21 protein-coding genes and 2 rRNA genes are annotated in these 25,923 nt (G+C 50.5%); 9 read left to right on the top strand and 14 right to left on the bottom strand.

Annotation, left to right across the window (positions count from 1 at the left end):
- Window positions 1-59 precede the first annotated feature (59 nt).
- Together KKH3_RS20280 and KKH3_RS20275 are read left to right on the top strand one after the other, a co-directional pair.
- A complete protein-coding gene (locus tag KKH3_RS20280; protein ID WP_039363850.1) occupies window positions 60-1,448 on the top strand; it encodes a nucleobase:cation symporter-2 family protein in 1,389 nt (462 codons plus the stop codon).
- A 157-nt stretch (window positions 1,449-1,605) separates the two neighbouring features.
- Window positions 1,606-3,297 (top strand): AsmA family protein, encoded by a 1,692-nt coding sequence (locus tag KKH3_RS20275; RefSeq protein ID WP_039363846.1) that lies wholly within the window; start codon window positions 1,606-1,608, stop codon window positions 3,295-3,297.
- A 288-nt stretch (window positions 3,298-3,585) separates the two neighbouring features.
- Here the strand turns inward: KKH3_RS20275 and fabY are convergent, their stop codons facing one another.
- The 4 genes from fabY to typA all read right to left on the bottom strand — a co-directional run bounded on the left by fabY (window position 3,586) and on the right by typA (window position 7,765).
- Window positions 3,586-4,527 carry a fatty acid biosynthesis protein FabY gene (gene fabY / locus KKH3_RS20270; protein ID WP_039363843.1) on the bottom strand — a complete coding sequence of 314 codons (942 nt, stop codon included), beginning with the start codon at window positions 4,525-4,527 and terminating at the stop codon, window positions 3,586-3,588.
- A 138-nt stretch (window positions 4,528-4,665) separates the two neighbouring features.
- On the bottom strand, window positions 4,666-5,103 hold the full coding sequence (gene dtd, locus KKH3_RS20265; RefSeq protein WP_010281657.1) for a D-aminoacyl-tRNA deacylase: 438 nt from the start codon (window positions 5,101-5,103) through the stop codon (window positions 4,666-4,668).
- 64 nt (window positions 5,104-5,167) lie between these two features.
- Window positions 5,168-5,779, bottom strand: coding sequence for a glucose-1-phosphatase (gene yihX, locus KKH3_RS20260; RefSeq protein WP_039363840.1), 612 nt, complete (start codon window positions 5,777-5,779; stop codon window positions 5,168-5,170).
- A 162-nt stretch (window positions 5,780-5,941) separates the two neighbouring features.
- Window positions 5,942-7,765 (bottom strand): ribosome-dependent GTPase TypA, encoded by a 1,824-nt coding sequence (gene typA, locus KKH3_RS20255; protein WP_039349771.1) that lies wholly within the window; start codon window positions 7,763-7,765, stop codon window positions 5,942-5,944.
- A gap of 369 nt (window positions 7,766-8,134) precedes the next feature.
- On the opposite strand from typA, the gene glnA reads away from it, so the two are divergent.
- The 4 genes from glnA to KKH3_RS22375 all read left to right on the top strand — a co-directional run bounded on the left by glnA (window position 8,135) and on the right by KKH3_RS22375 (window position 12,481).
- Window positions 8,135-9,544, top strand: a complete 1,410-nt coding sequence (gene glnA, locus KKH3_RS20250) for a glutamate--ammonia ligase (protein ID WP_039363837.1) — start codon at window positions 8,135-8,137, stop codon at window positions 9,542-9,544.
- Between the two features lie 201 nt (window positions 9,545-9,745).
- Entirely contained in the window at window positions 9,746-10,795 is a 1,050-nt protein-coding gene (gene glnL, locus KKH3_RS20245; RefSeq protein ID WP_039364392.1) for a nitrogen regulation protein NR(II), read from the top strand.
- Between the two features lie 7 nt (window positions 10,796-10,802).
- The gene (gene glnG, locus KKH3_RS20240) at window positions 10,803-12,215 is read left to right on the top strand and encodes a nitrogen regulation protein NR(I) (RefSeq protein WP_010298133.1); all 1,413 of its coding nucleotides are present in this window, start codon (window positions 10,803-10,805) and stop codon (window positions 12,213-12,215) included.
- 143 nt (window positions 12,216-12,358) lie between these two features.
- Window positions 12,359-12,481 carry a YshB family small membrane protein gene (locus KKH3_RS22375; RefSeq protein ID WP_015842303.1) on the top strand — a complete coding sequence of 41 codons (123 nt, stop codon included), beginning with the start codon at window positions 12,359-12,361 and terminating at the stop codon, window positions 12,479-12,481.
- A 57-nt stretch (window positions 12,482-12,538) separates the two neighbouring features.
- Here the strand turns inward: KKH3_RS22375 and hemN are convergent, their stop codons facing one another.
- The 3 genes from hemN to yihI all read right to left on the bottom strand — a co-directional run bounded on the left by hemN (window position 12,539) and on the right by yihI (window position 14,793).
- Entirely contained in the window at window positions 12,539-13,912 is a 1,374-nt protein-coding gene (gene hemN, locus KKH3_RS20235) for an oxygen-independent coproporphyrinogen III oxidase (RefSeq protein ID WP_039363835.1), read from the bottom strand.
- Between the two features lie 146 nt (window positions 13,913-14,058).
- Entirely contained in the window at window positions 14,059-14,235 is a 177-nt protein-coding gene (locus KKH3_RS22370; RefSeq protein WP_167371727.1) for a hypothetical protein, read from the bottom strand.
- A 3-nt stretch (window positions 14,236-14,238) separates the two neighbouring features.
- Window positions 14,239-14,793 carry a Der GTPase-activating protein YihI gene (yihI, locus tag KKH3_RS20230; RefSeq protein WP_039363832.1) on the bottom strand — a complete coding sequence of 185 codons (555 nt, stop codon included), beginning with the start codon at window positions 14,791-14,793 and terminating at the stop codon, window positions 14,239-14,241.
- Window positions 14,794-14,996: 203 nt separating this feature from the next.
- Between yihI and yihA the strand changes: the two genes are divergently transcribed.
- On the top strand, window positions 14,997-15,632 hold the full coding sequence (yihA, locus tag KKH3_RS20220; RefSeq protein WP_072034578.1) for a ribosome biogenesis GTP-binding protein YihA/YsxC: 636 nt from the start codon (window positions 14,997-14,999) through the stop codon (window positions 15,630-15,632).
- A gap of 197 nt (window positions 15,633-15,829) precedes the next feature.
- Here yihA and spfP read toward each other — a convergent pair whose 3' ends face one another.
- The 5 genes from spfP to KKH3_RS20200 all read right to left on the bottom strand — a co-directional run bounded on the left by spfP (window position 15,830) and on the right by KKH3_RS20200 (window position 21,189).
- Window positions 15,830-15,877 (bottom strand): small protein SpfP, encoded by a 48-nt coding sequence (gene spfP / locus KKH3_RS22645; protein ID WP_071892919.1) that lies wholly within the window; start codon window positions 15,875-15,877, stop codon window positions 15,830-15,832.
- A gap of 162 nt (window positions 15,878-16,039) precedes the next feature.
- Entirely contained in the window at window positions 16,040-18,829 is a 2,790-nt protein-coding gene (gene polA / locus KKH3_RS20215; protein WP_039363826.1) for a DNA polymerase I, read from the bottom strand.
- Between the two features lie 377 nt (window positions 18,830-19,206).
- Entirely contained in the window at window positions 19,207-19,830 is a 624-nt protein-coding gene (dsbA, locus tag KKH3_RS20210; protein WP_039363823.1) for a thiol:disulfide interchange protein DsbA, read from the bottom strand.
- A gap of 24 nt (window positions 19,831-19,854) precedes the next feature.
- Window positions 19,855-20,841 carry a serine/threonine protein kinase gene (locus KKH3_RS20205; protein ID WP_039363820.1) on the bottom strand — a complete coding sequence of 329 codons (987 nt, stop codon included), beginning with the start codon at window positions 20,839-20,841 and terminating at the stop codon, window positions 19,855-19,857.
- Between the two features lie 78 nt (window positions 20,842-20,919).
- Window positions 20,920-21,189 carry a YihD family protein gene (locus tag KKH3_RS20200; protein ID WP_005968263.1) on the bottom strand — a complete coding sequence of 90 codons (270 nt, stop codon included), beginning with the start codon at window positions 21,187-21,189 and terminating at the stop codon, window positions 20,920-20,922.
- Between the two features lie 212 nt (window positions 21,190-21,401).
- On the opposite strand from KKH3_RS20200, the gene mobA reads away from it, so the two are divergent.
- Entirely contained in the window at window positions 21,402-21,980 is a 579-nt protein-coding gene (mobA, locus tag KKH3_RS20195) for a molybdenum cofactor guanylyltransferase MobA (RefSeq protein ID WP_039363817.1), read from the top strand.
- Window positions 21,970-22,491, top strand: coding sequence for a molybdopterin-guanine dinucleotide biosynthesis protein MobB (gene mobB / locus KKH3_RS20190; protein ID WP_039363814.1), 522 nt, complete (start codon window positions 21,970-21,972; stop codon window positions 22,489-22,491). Before mobA ends, mobB begins: the two co-directional genes overlap by 11 nt.
- Window positions 22,492-22,681: 190 nt before the next feature.
- Here mobB and rrf read toward each other — a convergent pair.
- Window positions 22,682-22,797, bottom strand: a 5S ribosomal RNA gene (gene rrf / locus KKH3_RS20185).
- Between the two features lie 124 nt (window positions 22,798-22,921).
- Window positions 22,922-25,823 (bottom strand): 23S ribosomal RNA (locus KKH3_RS20180).
- Window positions 25,824-25,923: the final 100 nt, after the last annotated feature.

Here is a 25,923-nt window from a genome sequence, read left to right as displayed (position 1 = left end):
TTCAGCAAAGAGATCATTAAAATGCGCTCTTTGTCGTTTCAGGAACGCCAACTTACATCATGACTACCACCACGGAAACGTCCCAAACAGAAGCCACTGCCGCGCCTCAACGTAGTGAACTCATCTATCGTCTTGAAGACAGGCCACCGCTGCCGCAAACGCTATTCGCGGCCAGCCAACACCTGCTTGCCATGTTTGTTGCAGTGATTACCCCCGCGCTACTGATCTGTCAGGCATTAGGTTTACCCGCTCAGGACACGCAGCGCATCATCAGCATGTCGCTTTTCGCTTCCGGTCTGGCTTCAATTCTACAAATTAAAACCTGGGGTCCTGTTGGTTCTGGTCTGCTGTCGATTCAGGGCACCAGCTTTAACTTCGTGACACCGCTGATTATGGGCGGACTGGCGCTGAAAAATGGCGGCGCGGATGTTCCCACGATGATGGCAGCATTATTCGGTACGCTGATGGTCGCTTCCTTTACCGAAATCATTCTTTCACGCTTCCTACATTTAACCCGCCGCATCATTACCCCGCTGGTTTCCGGCATTGTGGTGATGATCATTGGTCTGTCGCTGATTCAGGTCGGCCTGACTTCTATCGGCGGCGGCTATGCCGCAATGGGGAATAACACCTTCGGCGCGCCTAAGAATTTACTGCTGGCAGGAGTGGTGTTGCTGGTTATCATTCTGCTGAATCGCCAGCGTAACCCCTACCTGCGTGTTGCCTCGCTGGTGATTGCCATGGCGGTGGGTTATCTGGGTGCGTGGATGATGGGAATGCTGCCGGAAAATACGTCTTCGCAACACGATACGGCCATCATGGTACCCACGCCGCTGTATTACGGTTTAGGCTTTGACTGGAACCTGCTGATCCCTCTGATGCTGGTCTTCATGGTGACATCGTTAGAAACCATCGGTGACATCACCGCAACCTCCGACGTTTCAGAACAGCCGGTCAAAGGCTCGCTGTATATGAAACGCTTAAAAGGCGGCGTGCTGGCAAACGGTCTGAACTCGTGTCTTTCTGCCGTATTCAACACCTTCCCTAACTCTTGCTTTGGCCAGAATAACGGCGTCATCCAGCTTACCGGGGTTGCCAGCCGCTATGTGGGTTTCGTCGTTTCGCTGATGCTGATCGCTCTGGGGTTGTTCCCTGCCGTTAGCGGATTTGTGCAGCACATTCCAGAGCCGGTTCTGGGCGGTGCCACTATCGTGATGTTTGGTACGATCGCCGCTTCTGGTGTGCGCATTGTGTCCCGTGAGCCACTGAATCGTCGTGCGATCATGATTATTGCGCTGTCGCTGGCTGTGGGTCTTGGTGTATCGCAACAGCCGCTGATTCTGCAATTCGCACCGGATTGGATTAAAACATTACTGTCTTCCGGTATCGCCGCAGGCGGGATTACGGCAATCGTGTTGAATATCGTCTTCCCACACGAAGAAAAATAGCGCCAGCCCGCAATAATTTCTGTTGAGTTCATGTAAAAGCGAGCAGTGATGCAACACCGCTCGCTTTTTACTGTCTGTAACAGCATTACCTATTGAGCCTTCAGGTAAATTGCGGCATAAGAACAGTTCTCCCTGACGATTGGCATGGACCGACACGATGAAATTTATCGGGAAATTATTGCTGACCCTACTGCTGCTGGCCTTTTTAGCGCTGGTAGTCGTATACGTATTATTGCAAACCAGTTGGGCAGCAGGCTGGGTGAGTAATTGGGTAAACCAAAACACCGATTACCAGTTGTCACTGGGCAAGATCAATCATGACTGGTCAACAGCCGATCATATTCAATTCACCGACGTCAGTTTCGGTCAGAAAAACCAGCCGCCGACACTCGCTGCAAAGCGGGTTTCAGCCGGGTTTAGCGTGCGCCAGATTACCGATCCGCACCATTTCGCCAGTCTGGAGCTGGAAGGGGGTACGCTAAATCTTTCCTCACAGGCCGCCACACTCCCTATCGAAGCCGATGTGCTACAGCTGCGTGCAATGGCGTTGCAGGCAAAGGACGGCGATTGGCGTCTGAATGGTCAACAGATCAACGGCGGAATGATGCCGTGGCAACCCGAGGCAGGCTATCTACTGGGTAAACAGGGACAGTTCCAGCTCAGCGCTCGCTCACTCGAGCTCAACGATATCCCCGCCAGTCAGGTCTTGGTTCAGGGCGAAATCAACCACAACCAGCTGATTCTGAGCAATTTCGGTGCCGATGTCGCTCAAGGGCAGCTAACGGGCAATGCCAGCCGCGCAGAAGACGGCAGTTGGCAGATCGGTAACCTCCGGCTCAGCAATGTCCGTTTGCAAACACAGAGAACGCCAGAAACCTTCTGGCAGCCCATTACCGAGCTGCCTTCCGTTACGGTTGACCGCTTTGATCTGATTGATGCCCGTATCGAAGGGCCGGGATGGGCGTTTATCGACCTGGATGTTGCCCTGCAAAATGTCACGTTTAAGCAGAATGACTGGCAGAGCGAAGGCGGAACACTGTCGTTTAATGCGACCGATATTGTGAACGGCAACATGCACCTTATCGACCCTATCGTGAATCTGGATTTGTCACCGGCGGGCGTTAACATCAAGCAATTCTCTACGCGCTGGGAAGGTGGTTTGCTGCGAACCAACGGCAGTTGGCAGCGTAGCAACCGACGTTTACAACTGAATGAATTTGTTGTCGCAGGGATGGAGTACACACTCCCAGGCGACTGGCGTCAGCGGTGGCAAGCGACGCTGCCATCCTGGCTGGCAGAAGTGAATGTGCAAAAATTCACGGCTAATCGCAACCTGCTGATCGATATCAACCCTGATTTCCCTTTCCAACTGACCGCGCTGGATGGCTACGGCAGTAATCTGTTGCTGGCTCGCAACCACCAGTGGGGAATGTGGACAGGATCGTTGAATCTTAATGCCAGCGACGCGACCTTCAATAAAGTCGATGTGCGCCGTCCTTCGATGGCACTGGTAGCCGACGATAACCAGATAGCGATTAACGAACTCAGCGCATTTACGCAAAATGGCATGCTGGATGCGAAGGCAACGATCAACCAGCAACCAGCACGCAATTTTTCCCTGTCACTGACAGGACGCGCCGTACCGTTGGACGTTCTGACGCGTTGGGGATGGCCAGAACCGGCAACCGCACCGACGGGCAACACGAATCTGCAATTGCAGTTGAATGGACGGCTTGGCGCTGATACACCGCTCAAGCCGACGCTAAACGGTACGCTACAAGGAGTGGATAGCAACGACCACCCAATAAGACAGCAAATGCATCAGGGAACCGTGACAGAAACACCATAACTATTACGTTTTCAAAACACCGGGCCAGACCGCTGACAAACCAATTTACCGGATGGAAACGGGAGTAACGGAATAGAAGAGTAAAGCGTTTGCGCCAGGGATGGCGCAATCCGAGCTTACATGGACGTACTCGCAGCGTCTTTACGATCTATCCGTTACTCCCGCTCGATGGACTTTTTCAGCAACATCACCCAGTGAGAATCACGGGTATTATTATGGCGAAGTGCTGCTGACTAACTTGTAACGTGATGTATTGATGGGAAGAACGTTATCATGCTTAGCCGCGGGCTAATCCACTACTGACCCGCCCTCTTCCAGCGGCGCATCCGGTTGAGCAGGTAGCACGATATAAACCCCTTCGAACAACGCCCCTTTATTGTCATCACCGAAGAGTTCAACATTAAGCTGCACACGCGCCTTACGCCCACGCGCGAGACGATCCAGATCGCCACTCAGCGACCCTAAATCAGCAATGGCGTTCGGTCGGCCACTTACTGGCGTACTGTAACGAATGTGCGCATCCGCCAGAATGATCGTCCCACCGAGGTGCCGTTCACGCAACAACAACCAGATTAACCCCCACCCAGTGAGCGTCGCGAGAGAGAACATGCTGCCGGCAAAAAGTGTATGGTGCGGATTCTGGTTACCCGTTTCAGGCATGGTGGTAATAAATTGCTTTCCGGTGTACTGGCTTATCCGCACGCCCATTTTTTCACTTAGGGGAATATGCTCGTACCAGGCCTGCTGAAGCTGTCCGCACCAATCAGGGCGATGCAAAATATCATCCAGCGTCGCCACCGGTTTAATCATCAGGAAGTGCCGCACGGGTGTAGTCTGTGGCGCGGTGATCTCCCCCTGATTCACAAAACCTAGTTTGGAAAAGAAATCCATTGCGTCTTCACGGGCGCTACAGACCACGCGCTTGACGCCCTCCTGACGCGCGACAGACTCCAGGGTAATCGCAAGCAACGTTCCTAACCCTTTCCCGCGTACGTCGGGGTGAACAGCTAAAAAACGAATTGCCGCTTCATTATCCGCATTGATAGAAAGACGCCCAATCGCAACCAACCTTCCCTGTTCATCAACCACAGTTTGGTGATGTGCCAGAGCATCATAGGCATCACGCTCGGAGCCCAGCGGTTGGCGTAGAGGTTTACGCAGCATTTCCCAGCGGAATTGATAGTACGCATCCAGTTCTTCCGCGCTTTCAGGTACTCTCAAATGATACATAACCCTTCCTCTATACCGAGATGCCTGATTGCATCAGGATTCATAAAATCTGACTGTCGACGCACATTTATACGCGGAACGGCAACGGTGATAGCTCGTTACAACACCATGACATTGCAGCGCTATGACGTTAAAACCCTATGTCTGTAGCCAAAATGTCACCGGGCCGTCATTTACCAGTGCCACTTTCATATCCGCCGCAAACTGCCCTGTTTCCGTATGAACGCCTTGTTCACGACACTGTCCGACAAAATACTGATAGAGGCGATCGGCCTCTGAGGGATGCGCACCGCGAGAAAATCCAGGGCGCATGCCACGCTGCGTATCGGCAACGAGCGTAAACTGTGAAACCACCAGCACATTGCCGCCAGCCTGGCGAACATTGAGATTCATTTTCCCATCATCGTCACCGAATATGCGGTAACCCAATACGCGTTCGCAGAGTCGCGTGGCTTTTTGTTCGTCATCGCCCTGCTCAACGCCCAGCAAAATCAGTAGACCTTTATCGATTTCCCCAACCACACTGCCTTCTACCGTAACGCTGGCGCTGGATACTCGCTGAATTAGCGCAATCATAAAACCCAACTACTCCTGATGTTATCATTCCCAATAGGGACTGTGTCCGCCCCTGCGATATAAATCATGCTTTGGTCGTCGTCGCCTGCATGGCGAAAAAATCCGGCACCACGTGACGATCGGTCACCAGAATGCTGTGAATGCCGAGGCTTTGTGCGGCATCGACATTCGCGGCATTATCGTCAAAAAAGACGGCTTGCGCAGGCGGAACGCCTTCCTCTGTCAGGACATATTGATAAATTGCCCATTCCGGCTTACGTAATCCAATATCTTGCGACAGATAGAGCCTGTCGGCTGCCGTTGCCACTTCAGGGAATAGCGCAGGCCAGTGTGAACAGTGGAGGCGATTGGTATTCGACAGAATTACCACGCGGTGCCCTTCCTGACGCAGACGCTGCATGATGTCGATAACCTCAGGACGCAACGCGACAAAAATAGCCTGCCAGCCTGCGGTGAATTGTTCGAAGCTCAGGGCGATGCCCATTTCCTGGCACAGTCTGGTGGCAAACTCCTCGTCGCTGATCTCACCCCGCTCATGCTGTTCAAACGCTTCGCCCATGACAAAACGCTCTTGCAACGTCGCGAGCGGCGCGCTGCTCAGATTACTCCACACACCCAATACTCTATTGAAATCAATATCTATGACGACATTGCCTAAATCAAAGATATACAGCATGGCAGTGACCTCCTGACGTAATCGTAGGATTTTCACTGTAGCGGGAAATGGTGAAACTGAACAGGGAGGAAATATCAAGGAAAGGTTAAAGTGGAAGAAAGCGCATAAAATTCAGGGCACCCGAAGGTGCCCTGTTGCGTAACAAGACAAATCCGTCTGAAATTAGACGTCTTTGCTGCCGCGGCTGGCGCGTTTACGATCGTTTTCGGTCAGGTGACGCTTACGAATACGGATAGACTGCGGCGTAACTTCAACCAGTTCGTCGTCATCAATGAACTCCAGCGCTTGCTCCAGAGACATTTTGATCGCCGGAACCAGCGTGGTTGCTTCATCGGTACCCGATGCACGCATGTTAGTCAGTTTCTTACCGGTCAGACAGTTTACTGTCAGATCGTTAGAGCGTGAGTGAATACCGATGATCTGGCCTTCATACACTTCTGCACCGTGTCCGAGGAACAGCTTACCGCGATCCTGCAAGCTAAACAGCGCAAACGCGACCGCTTTACCCTGACCGTTAGAGATCAGTACGCCGTTCTGACGCTGGCCGATTTCACCCGGACGCACGTCATCGTAGTGGCTGAACGTGGAGTACAGCAGACCCGTACCAGACGTCATAGTCATGAATTCGGTACGGAAACCGATCAGGCCACGAGCAGGAATCAGGTAATCCAGACGGATACGACCTTTGCCATCTGGGATCATGTCTTTCACATCACCTTTACGCTCACCCATGGCTTGCATGACTGAACCCTGGTGCTGTTCTTCGATGTCCAGCGTCACGTTTTCAAACGGCTCTTGGTTACGACCGTCAATAACACGGTTGATAACTTTCGGACGTGATACGGCCAGCTCAAAGCCTTCACGACGCATGTTTTCGATCAGAACTGACAGGTGCAATTCACCACGGCCAGAAACGCGGAACGCATCAGCGTCTTCGGTTTCGTCAACGCGCAGGGCAACGTTATGCACCAGCTCTTTGTTCAGACGCTCCAGAATCTGGCGCGACGTTACATACTTACCTTCTTTACCGCAGAAAGGTGAAGTATTGACGTTGAAGAACATGGTAACGGTAGGTTCATCAACGCTCAGTGCTGGCAGCGCTTCGACATTCTGCGGATCGCAGATGGTGTCGGAAATGTTCAGCTCGCCCAGACCGGTGATTGCGATGATATCGCCAGCTTCCGCTTCAGCCGCGTCGATACGCTCCAGACCCAGGTGAGTCAGAACTTTACCGACTTTACCGTTACGGGTTTTGCCTTCGCTATCAACAATAGTCACTTGTTGGTTAGGCTTAACTTTACCGCGCTTGATACGGCCGATACCGATAACGCCAACATAGTTGTTGTAGTCCAGCTGAGAGATCTGCATCTGGAACGGCGCATCCATCTCAACCTGAGGCGGAGAAACGTGATCGACAATCGCCTGATACAGCGGAGTCATATCTTCCGCCATGTCGGTATGGTCGAGACCCGCGATACCATTCAGCGCAGAAGCATAAATGATTGGGAAATCCAGCTGTTCGTCAGTCGCATCCAGGTTCACGAACAGGTCGAATACCTGATCGACAACCCAGTCAGGACGCGCACCAGGACGGTCAACTTTGTTGATAACCACAATTGGCTTCAGACCGTTGGCAAATGCTTTTTTGGTCACGAAACGCGTTTGCGGCATCGGGCCATCCATCGCATCAACAACCAGCAGTACCGAGTCAACCATCGACATTACACGTTCAACCTCGCCGCCGAAGTCGGCGTGTCCCGGGGTATCTACGATGTTAATACGGTAGTCTTTCCAATTAATGGCGGTATTTTTTGCGAGGATGGTAATTCCACGCTCTTTCTCCAAATCGTTGGAGTCCATTACACGCTCGGTTGCTTCGACACGTTCACCGAACGTTCCGGATTGTTGCAACAGCTTGTCAACCAGGGTGGTTTTCCCATGGTCAACGTGCGCAATAATGGCGATGTTACGCAAATTTTCGATCACAGCTTTGCCTCAGGCATTTAGAAATAGCGCGCTATTGTACACGTATTAATCGAGGGACTAAACAAGATCACAAGCATCTATGATAAACAACCTAGAGCTGCGTGCTTTGTGATCCCTTTCACGGTGCAAAAGCGCTACAAGCGAACATGAATGCACTAAATAGGTGCAATAATTCACACATGGAGCACCGTTTTGGTGCTTTAGACTATAATGGTGCAGTGGGTTTACGTGAGAAAGCCCCAAGGAGCAACACATTGCACACATTTAAAAAGTTGGCACACTTTTAGCTTTAGTCTACTCACGGCAACAACATCAATCCACAACGATATTCGTTCCACGACGATAAATGACCAATCGGGAGAACCAAGTATGTCCGCAGAACATGTTTTGACGATGCTGAATGAGCACGAAGTGAAGTTTGTTGATTTACGCTTCACGGATACTAAAGGTAAAGAGCAGCACGTCACCATTCCGGCTCATCAAGTCAATGCCGACTTCTTCGAAGAAGGTAAAATGTTTGATGGTTCCTCGATTGGCGGCTGGAAAGGTATTAACGAGTCAGACATGGTTCTGATGCCTGATGCCAGCACGGCAATGATCGATCCGTTCTTCGAAGATTCTACACTGATCATTCGTTGTGACATCCTTGAACCAGGCACGATGCAAGGCTATGACCGCGACCCGCGTTCTATCGCGAAACGTGCGGAAGATTTCCTGCGTTCTTCCGGCATTGCCGATACCGTACTGTTCGGGCCTGAGCCAGAATTCTTCCTGTTCGATGACATCCGTTTCGGCAGCAGCACTTCTGGTTCTCACGTTGCTATCGACGACATCGAAGCTTACTGGAACTCTGGTAAAGAATACGAAGGCGGTAACAAAGGTCACCGTCCAGGTCTGAAAGGCGGCTACTTCCCTGTTCCACCAGTCGATTCATCACAGGACATCCGTTCTGCTATGTGTCTGACTATGGAGCAAATGGGTCTGGTTGTTGAAGCTCACCACCACGAAGTGGCTACCGCTGGTCAGAACGAAGTGGCTACCCGCTTCAACACCATGACCAAAAAAGCTGACGAAATTCAGATCTACAAATATGTTGTACATAACGTCGCTCACGCCTACGGCAAAACCGCGACCTTCATGCCAAAACCTATGTTCGGTGATAACGGTTCAGGTATGCACTGCCACATGTCTCTGTCTAAAGACGGCACTAACCTGTTCGCTGGCGACAAATACGGCGGCCTGTCTGAATTGGCGCTGTTCTACATCGGCGGTGTTATCAAACACGCTAAAGCTATCAACGCCCTGGCGAACCCGACCACCAACTCATACAAGCGTCTGGTCCCAGGCTACGAAGCACCTGTTATGCTGGCTTACTCTGCCCGTAACCGTTCTGCTTCAATCCGTATCCCAGTGGTTGCTAGCCCGAAAGCACGTCGTATCGAAGCGCGCTTCCCGGATCCAGCAGCTAACCCATACCTGTGCTTCGCTGCACTGCTGATGGCTGGCCTCGACGGCATCATCAACAAGATCCACCCTGGCGATGCGATGGATAAAAACCTGTACGACCTGCCGCCGGAAGAAGAAGCAGAGATTCCAAAAGTTGCAGGTTCTCTGGATGAGGCTCTGGCTGCACTGAGCGAAGACCGTGAGTTCCTGACTCGTGGTGGCGTGTTCACCGACGATGCTATCGAAGCGTACATCGAGCTGCGTAAATCTGAGATTGACCGCATTCGTATGACGCCGCACCCAGTTGAGTTCGAACTGTATTACAGCGTTTAATATCTACCTCGGCGTGGTTGGGTGTGCTGATACCCAGCCATGACCGATAAACAACAGAATACTAAGAAGTTTGTTTTTGTTGCCGTGGAAACGCTTCAGCCCATCTTCGGATGGGCTTTTTTCACCATCGGCATTGGCCGTTGCGACGTAACATCCATCATCCACACTACAATGCACCGTGACGGTGCGGGAGTCTGCGTTATGGCAACAGGCACGCTGCCCGATGCTGGGCAGATCCTAAATTCCCTGATAAACAGCATCTTATTGCTGGATAACGATCTGGCGATTCACTATTCCAACCCAGCAGCACAGCAATTACTGGCACAAAGCTCGCGTAAATTATCCGGCACACCGCTGCCCGATTTGCTGGGATATTTTTCTCTGAATATCGATTTACTACGTGAAAGTCTGGATTCAGGGCAAGGTTTTACGGATAACGAAGTGACCATCGTCGTGGATGGTAAAGCGCACATCATGTCGCTCACCGCTCAGCGGGTACAACACGATTTTATTCTACTGGAAATGGCGCCGATGGATAACCAACGTCGCCTCAGTCAGGAACAGCTCCAACATGCACAGCAGCAGGCCGCCCGTGATTTGGTCCGAGGCCTGGCGCATGAAATAAAAAATCCGCTTGGCGGGTTACGTGGTGCCGCACAACTGCTTGCCAAAGCACTGCCCGATCCGGCGTTGACGGAATACACCAAGGTCATCATCGAACAGGCGGATCGCCTGCGTAATTTGGTTGATCGCCTGCTTGGACCACAGCAACCCGGCTTGCACGTTACCCAAAGCATCCATCAGGTCGCTGAACGCGTTTGCCAGCTTGTCTCACTGGAAAAGCCAGATAACGTAACGCTGGTGAAAGACTATGACCCGAGCCTGCCGGAGCTGACGCACGACCCCGATCAGATTGAACAGGTAATGCTGAATATTACCCGCAATGCGCTACAGGCGCTGGGCGAGGAAGGCGGGACGATTACGATACGTACCCGCACGGCTTTTCAGCTAACGTTACACGGTGTGCGCTATCGTCTAGCCGCTCGTATTGACGTGGAAGATGACGGCCCCGGCGTACCCGCTCAACTTCAGGACACGCTGTTTTACCCGATGGTGAGCGGACGCGAAGGAGGCACCGGTTTAGGGCTTTCCATCGCTCGCAGTCTTATCGACCAGCACTCCGGTAAAATTGAATTTAACAGTTGGCCAGGACACACCGAATTCTCGGTTTATCTGCCTATTCGCCAGTGAGGTTACAATGCAACGAGGGATAGTCTGGATTGTCGATGACGATAGCTCCATCCGTTGGGTGCTTGAGCGCGCACTTGCTGGTGCGGGTTTAACCTGCGCAACGTTTGAGAACGGAAATCAGGTACTGCATGCGCTGGCGACACAAACGCCTGATGTTCTGCTGTCCGACATCCGTATGCCAGGGATGGATGGATTAGCGCTCTTACAGCAAATCAAACAACGCCACCCCATGCTCCCGGTCATCATTATGACGGCACATTCCGATTTGGATGCCGCCGTTAGCGCTTATCAACAGGGTGCGTTCGACTATTTGCCGAAGCCATTCGATATTGATGAAGCGGTTGCGCTGGTTGAGCGTGCGATCAGCCATTATCTGGAACAGCAGCAGCCGGTACGTAACCAACCGATCAACGGTCCAACAACGGATATTATCGGTGAAGCCCCTGCAATGCAGGATGTCTTTCGCATCATCGGTCGCCTGTCTCGCTCGTCGATCAGCGTACTGATTAATGGCGAATCAGGAACCGGTAAAGAGTTGGTAGCACACGCGCTGCATCGCCACAGTCCGCGTACCAAAGCCCCTTTTATCGCTCTGAATATGGCTGCCATTCCCAAAGATCTGATCGAATCAGAGCTGTTCGGCCATGAAAAAGGCGCGTTTACGGGTGCGAACCAGATTCGTCAGGGCCGCTTTGAGCAAGCCGATGGCGGTACGCTGTTTCTGGATGAGATCGGCGATATGCCGCTAGACGTACAAACACGTCTATTGCGCGTATTGGCAGACGGACAGTTTTATCGCGTTGGCGGCTATGCGGCAGTGAAAGTGGATGTCCGCATTATCGCGGCAACGCACCAAAATCTTGAACAACGCGTGCAGGAAGGCAAGTTCCGTGAGGATCTGTTCCACCGCCTGAATGTGATCCGCGTCCATCTGCCGCCGCTGCGTGAACGTCGGGAAGATATCCCCCGCCTGGCGCGTTATTTCTTGCAGGCGACGGCCAAAGAACTGGGCGTCGAGCCGAAGAATTTGCACCCAGAAGCGGAAACCGCGCTAACCCGTTTACCGTGGCCTGGCAACGTGCGTCAATTGGAAAACACCTGTCGCTGGTTGACCGTCATGGCCGCGGGTCAGGAAGTACTCATTCAGGATCTGCCGCCTGAACTGTTCGAGACCACTGCACCGGATTCCACCGTGCATATTCTGCCGGACAGCTGGGCTACGCTGTTGGCACAATGGGCCGATCGCGCGCTGCGTTCCGGGCATCAAAACCTGCTAGCGGAAGCACAGCCGGAAATGGAAAGAACGCTGCTTACGACAGCATTGCGGCATACGCAGGGGCATAAACAGGAAGCGGCAAGGTTGCTGGGATGGGGCAGAAATACCCTGACGCGTAAATTAAAAGAGCTGGGAATGGAGTAGCAAGATTGCTTTTTTATTGCTCAATTGTTAACAAAGAAACGGGTGATAAAAAATACAATCTGGCGCACGAAATTGTCATTAATTTGTCCTTTACTTGCCTCGGGTCAGCAGTATGATCGTGTCGCTGATTCGGGAGGAACACCATGCTGGACTCATTGATTTCCGTTGCAACACACGGCGCTGAAATTGGCTCCGCGGCAAGCCATTCGCCGCAGGCTGCTATTGCCGCCGTTTTGTGTGCCGCACTGATTAACTTCTTTAGTTGATCATAAAAAACACGAGAACAGCCAGTCGATGCTAACATCGACTGGCTATTTTTTTGGTTAAATCACGCGGGAAAATTGCTGTGTTCTGAGTTTGTTACGTAGATAGACATCAAAGCACATACAGACATTGCGGATCAGCAAACGCCCTTTCGGCGTCACTACCAGCCCGTCTTCCTGACGATCGACCAGCCCATCGGCCACCAGTGGAGCCAGCAGCGCTAAATCCTGCTCAAAGTAGGTTTTAAAATCGATAGCATATTCCGCTTCAATGGGCGCATAGCTGAGTTGGAAATTACAAATGAGCGTCTTAATCACATCGCGGCGCAGGCAGTCATCACGCGTCAGCTGTAACCCGCGCCACAGGCCATTTCCTTTATCTTTGACCTGCGCATAATACTGCTTCAGCTCTTTCTGGTTTTGAGCATAACTATCACCGATCATACTAATCGCCGAAACGCCCATACCGAGAAGATCGCTATCGCCCTGCGTCGTATAGCCCTGGAAATTGCGATGCAACTTCCCTTCACGCTGTGCCACCGCCAGTTCGTCGTCCGGGCGGGCAAAGTGATCCATACCGATAAACTGATAGCCCGATTGCGTCAGCGACCCAATCGTCTGTTGCAGAATATCCAGCTTTTGCTCCGCGCTCGGTAAATCCGCTTCTTTAATCTTACGCTGCGCGGCGAACAGGCTGGGTAAATGCGCATAGTTAAAGACGCTAAGCCGGTGCGGGCTTAATTCCGCAACGCGCTGTAGCGTAAAGGCAAAGCTTTCCGGCGTTTGTTTCGGCAGGCCGTAAATCAAATCGATATTGGTTGAGGTAAAGCCAAGCGCCTTTGCTCGCTCAATAAGGGCAAAAATAAAGTCTTCATCCTGCTCACGATTGACCAGCTTCTGCACGTCTTTATTAAAATCCTGCACACCCATGCTAAGGCGATTGAACCCTTCGGCCCGCAGATGATCGAGAACATCCAGCTCAATTTCTCGCGGATCGACTTCAAGCGATAGCTCAGCCTGATCGGAAAAAGAGAACAGCTCGCGCAGCAGCGACATCAGCCGGCTGATTTGTACTTTATTCAGGTAGGTTGGTGTACCGCCGCCCCAATGCAATTGCGTCACCGTTCGTCCAGCGAATAGCGGCGCACGCTGGCGAATTTCCAGCTCCAACACATCAAGGTATTCATCCGCTTTATGCTGCTGACGTGTAACCAGCTTATTACAGCCGCAGAAATAGCACAGCCGATGGCAAAAAGGGATGTGGATATATAGCGACAGCGGTCGCTGAGGATAACGTGTGATGGCATGCTGAAACGCAGGCTCATCGTAAACTTCACTGAATTCTAACGCTGTGGGATAAGACGTATAACGCGGCCCAGAATAGTTATATTTTTGAATCAGGGCCAGATCCCAGTCAACGGACGGTATCGACATATTCGCTCACTCCTTCCAGTTTTTACTCGGTGGGTTATCCTTCCCCTCCTTCAGATCACAAAAAATGGCGTTCAAAAACGCTCCCGGCGTTTTGTTACTCGTCTCATCCCTGAGACTCGCCCTAAAGGGTCGTCACCTTGTGACGTTCAAAAACGCTCCCGGCGTTTTTGTCTTGGGCGTTGAGGTTGAACCTGATTCATGCGCCCGTTAAACAGGGCGCGATGCAACCGGTGCTTACGCTTCGACAACAGCCACAGTTTACTGAACAGACAGAGCAGATAAAACGCAACCAGCAATATCAGGAACAGAAACAGCCATTTCATTGATTAGAACGCGTCTTTCGGGTTATTACGTTTCAAAAGCTGCAACATATCTTCCTGCTGCTCTTCTTCGTCATCATCACCCAGCTCGATTCCAAGCTCTTCCATCAGTATGTCGATACGATCCAGCGTTTCATCAACCCATGACTGATCTTTGGCGCTCAACGTCTCGCCGCTATCCAGACGATCCAACAAGGCATCCAGACGCGTATCGTTTTCTAACATTTCCAGCTCTTCTTCCGGTGACATGGTCGGCTTGGCAGCAACGACTTTCTCCACAGGCTCAGAAGGCTTCGGCTTAGACTTCGGTTTAGCCACAGCGCTATCTAACACACCAAGCTGTACAGGCTTTTTGCTGCCGATACGCGGATCGGCGACTTTACGCTGACCAGAACGCTGATCGGTGGACGCTTTTTCCTGAGTTCGGCTACCCGACGCGTTGCCACGATGCTTTTTATCTTTCTTCCGCTCACGCGCTTCGCGCTCGAGTTCTTCGCGAGTTTTTCTTTTTACTTTGGGTTTCCCTGCCTTATCGGCAGCCCCTTTGACAGGTCGGTTCATAATATTGTTCTCAGGTACACAGATATAAGGGAAGTGCGGCGGAATCTAGCAGAAAGCCCGAGAATAAAAAAGCGTCCACATCAGACAGCTGAGCTTTTCTTTTCGTATCAGTCTGCTGCATTTCGAGACAGATAAAGCCGCCTTTATTGTCAGTTACAGGTATAATCCCCAACCAGACAGAGATCCAGATAGAGATAACCATCGTGACCCAGCAATATAACTACCACATGACGCGTTTTATCATCAGCGCCCCGGATATTCGCCATCTGGCAACAGATAGCGGTATTGAAGTGGCCTTTGCTGGGCGCTCTAATGCCGGAAAATCCAGCGCGCTGAACACGCTGACCAACCAGAAAAACCTGGCACGAACCAGTAAAACGCCGGGCCGTACTCAGTTGATTAACCTGTTCCAAGTGGCAGACGGCGTGCGTTTGGTCGATCTTCCCGGCTACGGCTATGCCGAAGTGCCGGAGCAAATGAAGATCAAATGGCAACGTGCGCTCGGTGAATACCTGCAAAAGCGTAACAGCCTCAAGGGTCTGGTTGTGCTGATGGATATTCGCCATCCGCTGAAAGATCTCGATCAACAAATGATTCAGTGGGCAGTTGATGTCGAGCTTCCCGTTTTAGTGCTGCTGACCAAAGCCGATAAGTTGGCTTCAGGCGCACGTAAGACACAGTTGAATAGGGTTCGCGAGGCTGTCTTGCCATTTATGGGTGATATTCAGGTCGAAGCATTTTCATCACTGAAAAAACTTGGCGTCGATAAACTACAGCAGAAATTAGACAACTGGTTCAGCACGCTGCCACACGCTGAAGAAGAACAAGCAGCGGAATAATCCTTTCGCGTGGTGCAAAGTCGCATCACGCCCCCCACCTTCCGCGATAATCATCCACCAGAGACTTTCTTTCCACACCCGAACCCGTGCTGACATGCTGCTGGCTATATCTGGCAGTTACTTGCGTTTTAAGGGTAAAAACCTGGATAAAGCCCATAAAAAACGCCCCGCTCAAAACTGAGCGGGGCGGCTAATATTCAGCCAAATCCGATTACGTGAAGTAAAAGGTCTGAAAGATAGAACATCTTACCTCTGTACCCTACGTCTTTAACTCTACCCTATTTTTTCACGGGAACAAAGGCTTTTTTGTTGTTTACTTTCATAGAAAATGGTTATCGATTACACAAAGTTAAACCAGGTCACATAATCCTGTTATTTAATTACAGAAATAGCGCAATAATCGGCCATTAATGTGCTTCATCCCAGTTCATACCTGTGCCGATGTCTACCTGTAACGGAACATTCAATTGCATACAACCTTCCATTAATGCTTTGATTTTACTAATGGATTCTTCAATAACCGAATCATGAATCTCGAAAACCAATTCATCGTGAACCTGCATGATCATCTTCACCTTCGGCGCGTCTTTCTGTAGCCAATCGTCAATCGCGATCATCGCTTTCTTAATAATATCAGCAGCGGTGCCCTGCATTGGGGCATTAATCGCCGCACGTTCCGCACCTTTACGCGCCATCGCATTACGAGAATGGATGTCAGGCAGATAGAGACGACGACCATCCAATGTGGAGACATAGCCATGTTCTGCGGCCTGTTGACGCGTTCGCTCCATGTAATCCTGCACTCCGGGATAACGCTCAAAATACAGGTTCATGTATTTCTGCGATTCGCTACGGGGAATATTCAACTGACGTGACAAGCCAAACGCGCTCATGCCGTAGATCAAACCAAAGTTGATCGCTTTCGCACTGCGACGCTGTTCTGATGTCACCTTATCCAGCGCGGTACCAAACACTTCTGATGCCGTTGCCCGGTGGATATCCAGCCCGTTCGCGAACGCATTCAACAGCCCTTTATCACCCGATAAGTGCGCCATAATGCGTAGTTCGATCTGCGAGTAGTCAGCCGCAACAATGCTATAGCCCTTAGACGCAATGAATGCCTGACGAATACGGCGTCCTTCGTCATTACGCACCGGGATATTTTGCAGGTTCGGATCGCTGGAAGACAAACGCCCGGTCGCAGTTACAGCCTGATGATAAGACGTATGCACCCGCTTCGTCGCTGGATTGATCATCAACGGTAGCTTATCGGTGTAAGTCGATTTCAATTTGGCCAACCCACGGTATTCTAGGATTAGCTTCGGCAAAGGGTAGTTCAGTGCCAACTCTTCCAGTACTTCTTCATTGGTTGACGGCGCACCTTTCGGCGTTTTCTTCAGAATTGGCAACTTCTGCTTTTCATACAGAATGCCTTGTAACTGCTTGGTGGATGAGAGGTTGAACTCTTCACCCGCCAGCTCATACGCTTGCGTTTCCAGCTCAGCCAGACGTGCTGTTAGCTCTTTTGAGTGTTCTGCCAGAATAGCGGGATCGATCAGCACGCCCGTACGCTCAATCCGGGATAAAACCGGCACCAGCGGCATATCGATAGTCTGGAAGACCTGGCACAGATCGGCATGCGGCTGGAGTTTCCCCCAGAGCTTCTGGTGCAGATGCAGCGTAACATCCGCATCCTCAGCCGCATAAGGCCCGGCCTGTTCCAATGCGATCTGATTAAACGTCAGCTGATTTTTGCCTTTACCTGCGATCTCTTCAAAGGTAATGGTTTTGTGATTCAGATAGCGTTCGGCCAGGCTATCCATATCATGACGACCCGCCACGCTGTCGAGCACGTAAGATTCCAGCATGGTATCAAACGCGATGCCGCGTAAATCGATGTCGTACCGCTGCATCACGCCTTTATCAAATTTGAGATTCTGGCCAATCTTAAGCAGCTTCTCATCTTCCAGCAGCGGTTTGAACAAGGCCAACACCTTGGTGCGATCCAACTGTTCGGGCGCATCCAGATAGTCATGCGCCAACGGCAGATAAGCCGCTTCACCCGGTTTAATCGCAAATGACAGGCCAATCAGATTAGCGGTAAGCGTATCCAATCCATCGGTTTCTGTATCAAAAGCGAAAACTTCAGCCTGTTTTAAACACTCAACCCAATCGAGCAGCGTTTTCTCATCAAGAATCGTGACATAACCGTCAGCAGAAAGCGTAGGCGCGTTATCTTCTTCAGCAACTTGCTCAACCACCGCGTTACTAACAGCCTGAACAGGCTGGCTGCTCTTTTTACCCTGCATCCAGATGCCTGATTCAACATCTGATAACCAGCGTTTAAATTCATAACGGGAAAAGAGACGATGCAGTTCATCCACATCCAGCTCATTAACGGTGAGCTGATCGCAGCTAAGCTCCAGTTCGACATCCGTTTTAATAGTGGCTAGCTGATAAGAGAGGTAGGCCACTTCTTTGTGCTGCTCCAGCTTCGGCGCCATGGTTTTCGCACCACGGAAGGAAAGCCCGGCAATTTTATCAAGATTAGCATATAGCGAATCCAACCCACCGAGCCCTTGCAATAGCGCCTGAGCCGTTTTTTCACCCACACCAGGTACACCGGGAATGTTATCCGATGCATCCCCCATCAGCGCGAGGAAATCGATAATCAGCTCAGGAGGGATACCGTACTTATCACACACTTCCTGTGGGCCAAGAATCGAGTTATTCATGGTATTAATGAGTGTCACATTCGGCGTAACCAGCTGTGCCATATCTTTATCGCCGGTACTAATCAGCACCGACTTACCCGCTTTTTCCGCCTGCACCGCGAGCGTACCAATCACATCGTCCGCCTCTACGCCGGAAACGGCCAGAAGCGGCAATCCCATCGCTTTCACCATCTTATGCAGCGGCTCTATCTGTTCGCGTAGATCCTCCGGCATAGGTGGACGGTGAGCCTTATAGTTCTCGAACAGTTCGTCGCGAAACGTTTTCCCTTTCGCATCAAAAACGACGGCGACATGGCTGGGATGATATTGCAGCAGCAAACTGCGTAGCATATTCAGTACGCCATACATTGCACCGGTTGCTTCTCCCGCGCTGTTTGTTAACGGTGGGAAAGCGTGATAAGCGCGGTACAAATAGGATGAACCGTCTACCAGTATTAAAGGGTTTTCTGCAATCTGAGCCATAGCCTGCCATGATCGTTGTTGTCTGCCATAGCGCTAAGCATGCCATAGGTCAGGGAAAGAGACGATCCTTAACATGAGATATTGGCTGATTTTGCATAGATCCTCGCAAGATCAGCCTGTGGATAACTTTGTGAATAGTTTTATCCGCTTAATTATTAAATTCTCCCGTTATCTCAAGGGATTTTTTTATATTCATTAATTTCATGTGGTTATAATATAAATTGTTTATTTTTGAGGCATGGCAAACTGTCATCCAATTTGTGGATATAAACCAAAAGATAAATAGCTATTGCGGATTAGGGAGATATAAAGATAAGAAGATGAACCGCGGGCTGGTATAAAGTCATGCGGTTTTACCCGCATGACTTATTAAATAATTATTTCTTGGTAATGAGGAACTTCACTACCTCAGCGTACTGTTTTACATATCCATCCATTGAACTGGTATCAAGACCATCATTCTTGATCATATATTTACCGTTAACGAACATGGCTGGAACACCGCGTAATTGTAAATCTGCCGCCGCTTTTTCCTGCTGGGCAACCAGAGATTTCACAACAAAACTATTCAGGGCACCATCAAACTCTTCCGCACTCACGCCAGCTTTCACAAAGACTTCGCGAATATCTTCTGGTTTTTGTACGGTCTGTGTTTTCTGAACGGCATCAAACATCAGCGGGGTAATTTTATCTTCGACGCCCAGCGCCATAGCGACAGCCCATGCCTGCGTCAGGTTTTTACCCAATGGGCCCAAGAAGTCCACGTGATAACGTGTCATCTTCGTACCCTCTGGCAACGCTTTTTTCACTGCATCTGGAACGTGGTAAACCTGTTCAAATTGATAGCAGTGCGGGCAATAGAATGAGAAGAACTCAAGAACCTGAGGCTCTTGGGTTGCAGGTTTATCTAATTCTACATATTGCTTGCCGTCAGAAAACTCTGCAGCAGAAGCACTAAATGCCAGAACAACACCAATCAGCGCAAGCCATAATTTTTTCATAAATTTCACTCTCTCCATTTAATTTCAGTACATTGGCATTAGCTGTAGAGGAGGCTCCTGCAACAGCTGAGTTTGCCCAATAAATATTGCCGTTTGCTTCAACCAGAAATCAGCATCCGTCATCCAGGGGAAATTTTTCGGAAACGCGGGATCTTCCCAGCGACGAGCAACCCAGGCCAAATAATAAACCTGCCGCATCGCACGAAGAGGCTCAATCAGCGCGAGCTCTTTCTCCTGAAACTCTGCAAATTCGCTATAGGCTTCTAACAAGATATCCAGTTGAATACGTTGTTCACGACGGTCGCCATGCAACAGCATCCATAAATCCTGTATTGCCGGACCATTGCGGGCATCATCCAAATCCACAAAGAGCGGGCCATCACGCCACAAAATATTGCCAGGATGACAATCCCCATGCAGACGCAGTGGCCGCCAGTCGTTATGCCAATAAGTTTCAACTGTATCAATCAGTTGATGGGTCGCCTGTAAAAAATCATGTCGATGTATTTTCGGTATTAGCGGACATGTCTCCAACAGCCGATAAGGTTCATGCAAATATTCATTTACCCCAATCGTCGGGCGCTCGGTGAATAACGATTTCTGCCCCGTCTGGTGAATCCGGCCGAGAAAACGACCGACCCACTCTAGATGATCTTCATTATCCATTTCATACTGCCGCCCGCCCACGCTGGGGAATACGGCAAAATGAAATCCTTCATAGATATTCAGCGTTTGCCCATTAAGCAAGACGGGAGCGACAATAGGAACTTCATCTTGTGCTAATTGCTGGGCAAAAATATGCTCTTCCTGAATCTGCGCCGCGCTCCACCGTTCTGGGCGATAAAATTTCACCACGAATCGCTTACGATCTTCATCTGCAAACTGGTACACCCGATTCTCATAACTGTTTAATGCCGTCAAACCAGAATCAACGCGCAGCCCAACATCCAACAAGGCATCCACAATCAGATCTGGGAATAGCGTTTGGAAATTAAATATCGAACTATTCATCAAGGCCACAAATGGTTAGAGGCGACGTAAGAGACATGCGTGTAATAGTTAGCATCATGAACGTGTTATTCCTTTCCACTAGTCTTTAATAACTCCCCGAGCACGAAGCAAGGCTGTCTTAAAATCTTCTTCATAGTCTTTCTTCAAACCGGGAATGACTTGTTCTTTATCTGCATCACGCATTTTTAGATGGTAAATCAGGATATCATCAGTCAGCTCATTTAACTGCCCCTCGAACCCCGCCTCCTGTGCAAGGTTTTGTAAAAATTGCACCAGATTTAAATCGGGCTCTTTTTGCCAGGCTGGGTGTAACAGTTCAATAAGCTCATTAACGCGATGACATTTCATTTTTTTCTCCTTAAAAGCGGTTTGTACTCAATAATTTTCAATATGCAGGAAGCTGCTTGAAAGATATTGAGCATATAGTGATAAAAATAACAGCCTTGCGCACACGAGGAAAGAACTTGGTCTTCTGAGAAAGTTTTCAGAGAATAGCGCATGGTTTATCCCCCACAATTTTCGGTACAGAGGAAAGTGGGCATCGATAATTGGAAAGTGAAATGATTACAGGCGTTATTCTCGCAGGCGGACGGGCAACACGAATGGGCGGGCACGATAAAGGTCTGATAGCACTGAACGGTGTGCCGCTATATCTGCACGTTCTGTCTCGGCTTAAAGCACAGGTCGATGAGGTAATTATTAGCGCTAACCGCAATCAGGCTGTGTATGCGCAAAGTGGCTGCCGCATCATTGGTGACTCTGATACAAGCTTTCCAGGCCCGTTGGCAGGTATTCTGAGTGGGTTATATGCCTCGCCATCCGAATGGGTCGCATTCGTCCCTTGCGATGTTCCCGCACTCCCCCTCGATTTGGTACACCGATTGTGGCAAGCACGCGGGGAGGCAAATGCGGCTTATGCCACAGACGGAGAACGTCCACATCCCACATTACTCTTGATCAATAGAAACCTTATTGAGCCGTTGGAAGCTTATCTGCATCTCGGAAATCGTAAGTTAATGCTATTTATGGAACAAGTAGGAGCAAAAACCGTTTCATTTAGCGATCAGCCTGAAGCCTTTCGCAATATGAATTCGCCTGAAGATTTATCCAATTGGGAGGGGCAACACCGTGAACCCTAATCGTATCCCTTTGCTCGCGGTTACAGCTTATAGTGGTACAGGTAAAACGACACTGCTTAAACACGTCATTCCTCTGCTGGCTCAGCATGGCGTTCGAGTCGGACTCATTAAACATACGCATCATCAAATGGATATTGATACGCCAGGTAAAGACAGCTATGAGCTACGTAAGGCAGGCGCAGCACAAACCATTGTTGCCAGCAGCCAAAGATGGGCACTGATGACGGAGACACCTAAGCAGGAAGAGCCAAACATTTACGATCTGGTAGGAGAAATGGATGCATCTACTCTCGATCTAGTGCTGGTTGAGGGTTTTAAACACGAGAAGATCGCTAAAATAGCCTTGTTTCGCCAATCATTGAGTAGGGAATTAAGTGATTTGATCGATGAATATGTCATCGCGATTGCAGCGGATACAGAGATAAACACTCGACTTCCGGTGCTTGATATCAATCAACCAGAGCAGGTTGCTACTTTTATCCACCAGTGGCTCAAAAATAACCGTCTTTAGTTCAGACCAGAACGCCATTCACACTAGGCCATTAGGTAATACCTGGTAGAAAATAGACTTCTAAATCCAAACACCAAACTGTCCCATGCCTCATATCCATCATGCGGGCAGCTGGCTCTCATCAGAAACTCACCAAACGCCCATAGCAAAAAGCCCCTGTCTCTCGACAGGGGCTTTCCACTCGTTTGATGCCTGGCAGTTCCCTACTCTCACATGGGGAAGCCCCACACTACCATCGGCGCTACGGCGTTTCACTTCTGAGTTCGGCATGGGGTCAGGTGGGACCACCGCGCTATCGCCGCCAGGCAAATTCTGTTTCATTCCAACCGTCATGTCTCACTTTTTTGTGTCACATAACCACCAGAACCAATCCTAGAACAAGCTGAGTATCGTTTTTTATGAGTCACTCACAAAACACCTTCGGTGTTGTAAGGTTAAGCCTCTCGGGTCATTAGTACTGGTCAGCTCAACGTATCGCTACGCTTACACACCCAGCCTATCTACGTCGTCGTCTTCAACGGCCCTTCAGGGACATCAAGTGTCCAGGGAAGACTCATCTCGAGGCAAGTTTCCCGCTTAGATGCTTTCAGCGGTTATCTCTTCCGCACTTAGCTACCGGGCAATGCAATTGGCATCACAACCCGTACACCAGTGGTGCGTTCACTCCGGTCCTCTCGTACTAGGAGCAACCCCTCTCAATCTTCCAACGCCCACGGCAGATAGGGACCGAACTGTCTCACGACGTTCTAAACCCAGCTCGCGTACCACTTTAAATGGCGAACAGCCATACCCTTGGGACCTACTTCAGCCCCAGGATGTGATGAGCCGACATCGAGGTGCCAAACACCGCCGTCGATATGAACTCTTGGGCGGTATCAGCCTGTTATCCCCGGAGTACCTTTTATCCGTTGAGCGATGGCCCTTCCATTCAGAACCACCGGATCACTAAGACCTGCTTTCGCACCTGCTCGAGCTGTCACTCTCGCAGTCAAGCTAGCTTATGCCTTTGCACTAACCTCCTGATGTCCGACCAGGATTAGCTAACCTTCGTGCTCCTCCGTTACGCTTTGGGAGGAGACCGCCCCAGTCAAACTACCCACCAGACACTGTCCGCAACCCGGATTACGGGTCCACGTTAGAACATCAAACATTAAAGGGTGGTATTTCAAGGTTGGCTCCATGCAGACTGGCGTCCACACTTCAAAGCCTCCCACCTATCCTACACATCAAGGCTCAAGGTTCAGTGTCAAGCTATAGTAAAGGTTCACGGGGTCTTTCCGTCTTGCCGCGGGTACACTGCATCTTCACAGCGAGTTCAATTTCACTGAGTCTCGGGTGGAGACAGCCTGGCCATCATTACGCCATTCGTGCAGGTCGGAACTTACCCGACAAGGAATTTCGCTACCTTAGGACCGTTATAGTTACGGCCGCCGTTTACCGGGGCTTCGATCAAGAGCTTCGCCTTGCGGCTGACCCCATCAATTAACCTTCCGGCACCGGGCAGGCGTCACACCGTATACGTCCACTTTCGTGTTTGCACAGTGCTGTGTTTTTATTAAACAGTTGCAGCCAGCTGGTATCTTCGACTGGTTTCAGCTCCATCCGCAAGGGACTTCACCTACACACCAGCGTGCCTTCTCCCGAAGTTACGGCACCATTTTGCCTAGTTCCTTCACCCGAGTTCTCTCAAGCGCCTGAGTATTCTCTACCTGACCACCTGTGTCGGTTTGGGGTACGATTTGATGTTACCTGGAGCTTAGAGGCTTTTCCTGGAAGCGTAGCATTGGTTACTTCATCACCGTAGTGACTCGTCATCACGCCTCAGTGTTAACAATGACCCGGATTTACCAAAGTCATCCACCTTCACGCTTAAACCGGGACAACCGTCGCCCGGATAACCTAGCTTTCTCCGTCCCCCCTTCGCAGTAACACCGAGTACAGGAATATTAACCTGTTTCCCATCGACTACGCTTTTCAGCCTCGCCTTAGGGGTCGACTCACCCTGCCCCGATTAACGTTGGACAGGAACCCTTGGTCTTCCGGCGTGCGGGTTTTTCACCCGCATTATCGTTACTTATGTCAGCATTCGCACTTCTGATACCTCCAGCAGCCCTCACAGACCACCTTCGACGGCTTACAGAACGCTCCCCTACCCAACAACACCTAAGTGTCGCTGCCGCAGCTTCGGTGCATGGTTTAGCCCCGTTACATCTTCCGCGCAGGCCGACTCGACCAGTGAGCTATTACGCTTTCTTTAAATGATGGCTGCTTCTAAGCCAACATCCTGGCTGTCTATGCCTTCCCACATCGTTTCCCACTTAACCATGACTTTGGGACCTTAGCTGGCGGTCTGGGTTGTTTCCCTCTTCACGACGAACGTTAGCACCCGCCGTGTGTCTCCCGTGATAACATTCTTCGGTATTCGTAGTTTGCATCGGGTTGGTAAGTCGGATGACCCCTAGCCGAAACAGTGCTCTACCCCCGAAGATGAGTTCACGAGGCGCTACCTAAATAGCTTTCGGGGAGAACCAGCTATCTCCCGGTTTGATTGGCCTTTCACCCCCAGCCACAAGTCATCCGCTAATTTTTCAACATTAGTCGGTTCGGTCCTCCAGTTAGTGTTACCCAACCTTCAACCTGCCCATGGCTAGATCACCGGTTTCGGGTCTATACCTGCAACTTAACGCCCAGTTAAGACTCGGTTTCCCTGTGGCTCCCCTAAACGGTTAACCTTGCTACAGAATATAAGTCGCTGACCCATTATACAAAAGGTACGCAGTCACCTAACAAGTAGGCTCCCACTGCTTGTACGTACACGGTTTCAGGTTCTATTTCACTCCCCTCGCCGGGGTTCTTTTCGCCTTCCTCACGGTACTGGTTCACTATCGGTCAGTCAGGAGTATTTAGCCTTGGAGGATGGTCCCCCCATATTCAGACAGGATGTCACGTGTCCCGCCCTACTCATCGAACTCACAGCCTGTGCATTTTTGTGTACGGGACTATCACCCTTTACTGTGCGACTTTCCAGACGCTTCCACTAACACACAAACTGATTCAGGTTCTGGGCTCCTCCCCGTTCGCTCGCCGCTACTGGGGGAATCTCGGTTGATTTCTTTTCCTCGGGGTACTGAGATGTTTCAGTTCCCCCGGTTCGCCTCATGACACTATGGATTCATGTCATGATAGTGTGTCGAAACACACTGGGTTTCCCCATTCGGGTATCGTCGGGTATAACGCTTCATATCAGCTTACCGACGCTTATCGCAGATTAGCACGCCCTTCATCGCCTCTGACTGCCTAGGCATCCACCGTGTACGCTTAGTCGCTTAACCTCACAACCCGAAGGTGTCTTGAAAGACACTATCGCGCTGCGATTATTTGAGAGACTCATTGACAGACTGACGCATCACTCACACCACATTACTGTGTGTC

The organism is Pectobacterium actinidiae, from assembly GCF_000803315.1.
Taxonomy (GTDB): domain Bacteria; phylum Pseudomonadota; class Gammaproteobacteria; order Enterobacterales; family Enterobacteriaceae; genus Pectobacterium; species Pectobacterium actinidiae.
This window is presented reverse-complemented; position numbering and strand designations above follow the sequence as displayed.

Excerpts from the sequence above, each read along its gene's own strand:
- glnG (WP_010298133.1), top strand. The coding sequence starts at position 10,803 with ATGCAACGAGGGATAGTCTGGATTGTCGATGACGATAGCTCCATCCGT.
- KKH3_RS22370 (WP_167371727.1), bottom strand. The coding sequence starts at position 14,235 with ATGAAATGGCTGTTTCTGTTCCTGATATTGCTGGTTGCGTTTTATCTG.
- KKH3_RS22375 (WP_015842303.1), top strand. The coding sequence starts at position 12,359 with ATGCTGGACTCATTGATTTCCGTTGCAACACACGGCGCTGAAATTGGC.
- yihI (WP_039363832.1), bottom strand. The coding sequence starts at position 14,793 with ATGAACCGACCTGTCAAAGGGGCTGCCGATAAGGCAGGGAAACCCAAA.
- dtd (WP_010281657.1), bottom strand. The coding sequence starts at position 5,103 with ATGATTGCGCTAATTCAGCGAGTATCCAGCGCCAGCGTTACGGTAGAA.
- polA (WP_039363826.1), bottom strand. The coding sequence starts at position 18,829 with ATGGCTCAGATTGCAGAAAACCCTTTAATACTGGTAGACGGTTCATCC.
- yihX (WP_039363840.1), bottom strand. The coding sequence starts at position 5,779 with ATGCTGTATATCTTTGATTTAGGCAATGTCGTCATAGATATTGATTTC.
- KKH3_RS20275 (WP_039363846.1), top strand. The coding sequence starts at position 1,606 with ATGAAATTTATCGGGAAATTATTGCTGACCCTACTGCTGCTGGCCTTT.
- dsbA (WP_039363823.1), bottom strand. The coding sequence starts at position 19,830 with ATGAAAAAATTATGGCTTGCGCTGATTGGTGTTGTTCTGGCATTTAGT.
- glnL (WP_039364392.1), top strand. The coding sequence starts at position 9,746 with ATGGCAACAGGCACGCTGCCCGATGCTGGGCAGATCCTAAATTCCCTG.
- KKH3_RS20205 (WP_039363820.1), bottom strand. The coding sequence starts at position 20,841 with ATGAATAGTTCGATATTTAATTTCCAAACGCTATTCCCAGATCTGATT.
- glnA (WP_039363837.1), top strand. The coding sequence starts at position 8,135 with ATGTCCGCAGAACATGTTTTGACGATGCTGAATGAGCACGAAGTGAAG.
- hemN (WP_039363835.1), bottom strand. The coding sequence starts at position 13,912 with ATGTCGATACCGTCCGTTGACTGGGATCTGGCCCTGATTCAAAAATAT.
- fabY (WP_039363843.1), bottom strand. The coding sequence starts at position 4,527 with ATGTATCATTTGAGAGTACCTGAAAGCGCGGAAGAACTGGATGCGTAC.
- mobA (WP_039363817.1), top strand. The coding sequence starts at position 21,402 with ATGATTACAGGCGTTATTCTCGCAGGCGGACGGGCAACACGAATGGGC.
- KKH3_RS20280 (WP_039363850.1), top strand. The coding sequence starts at position 60 with ATGACTACCACCACGGAAACGTCCCAAACAGAAGCCACTGCCGCGCCT.
- KKH3_RS20200 (WP_005968263.1), bottom strand. The coding sequence starts at position 21,189 with ATGAAATGTCATCGCGTTAATGAGCTTATTGAACTGTTACACCCAGCC.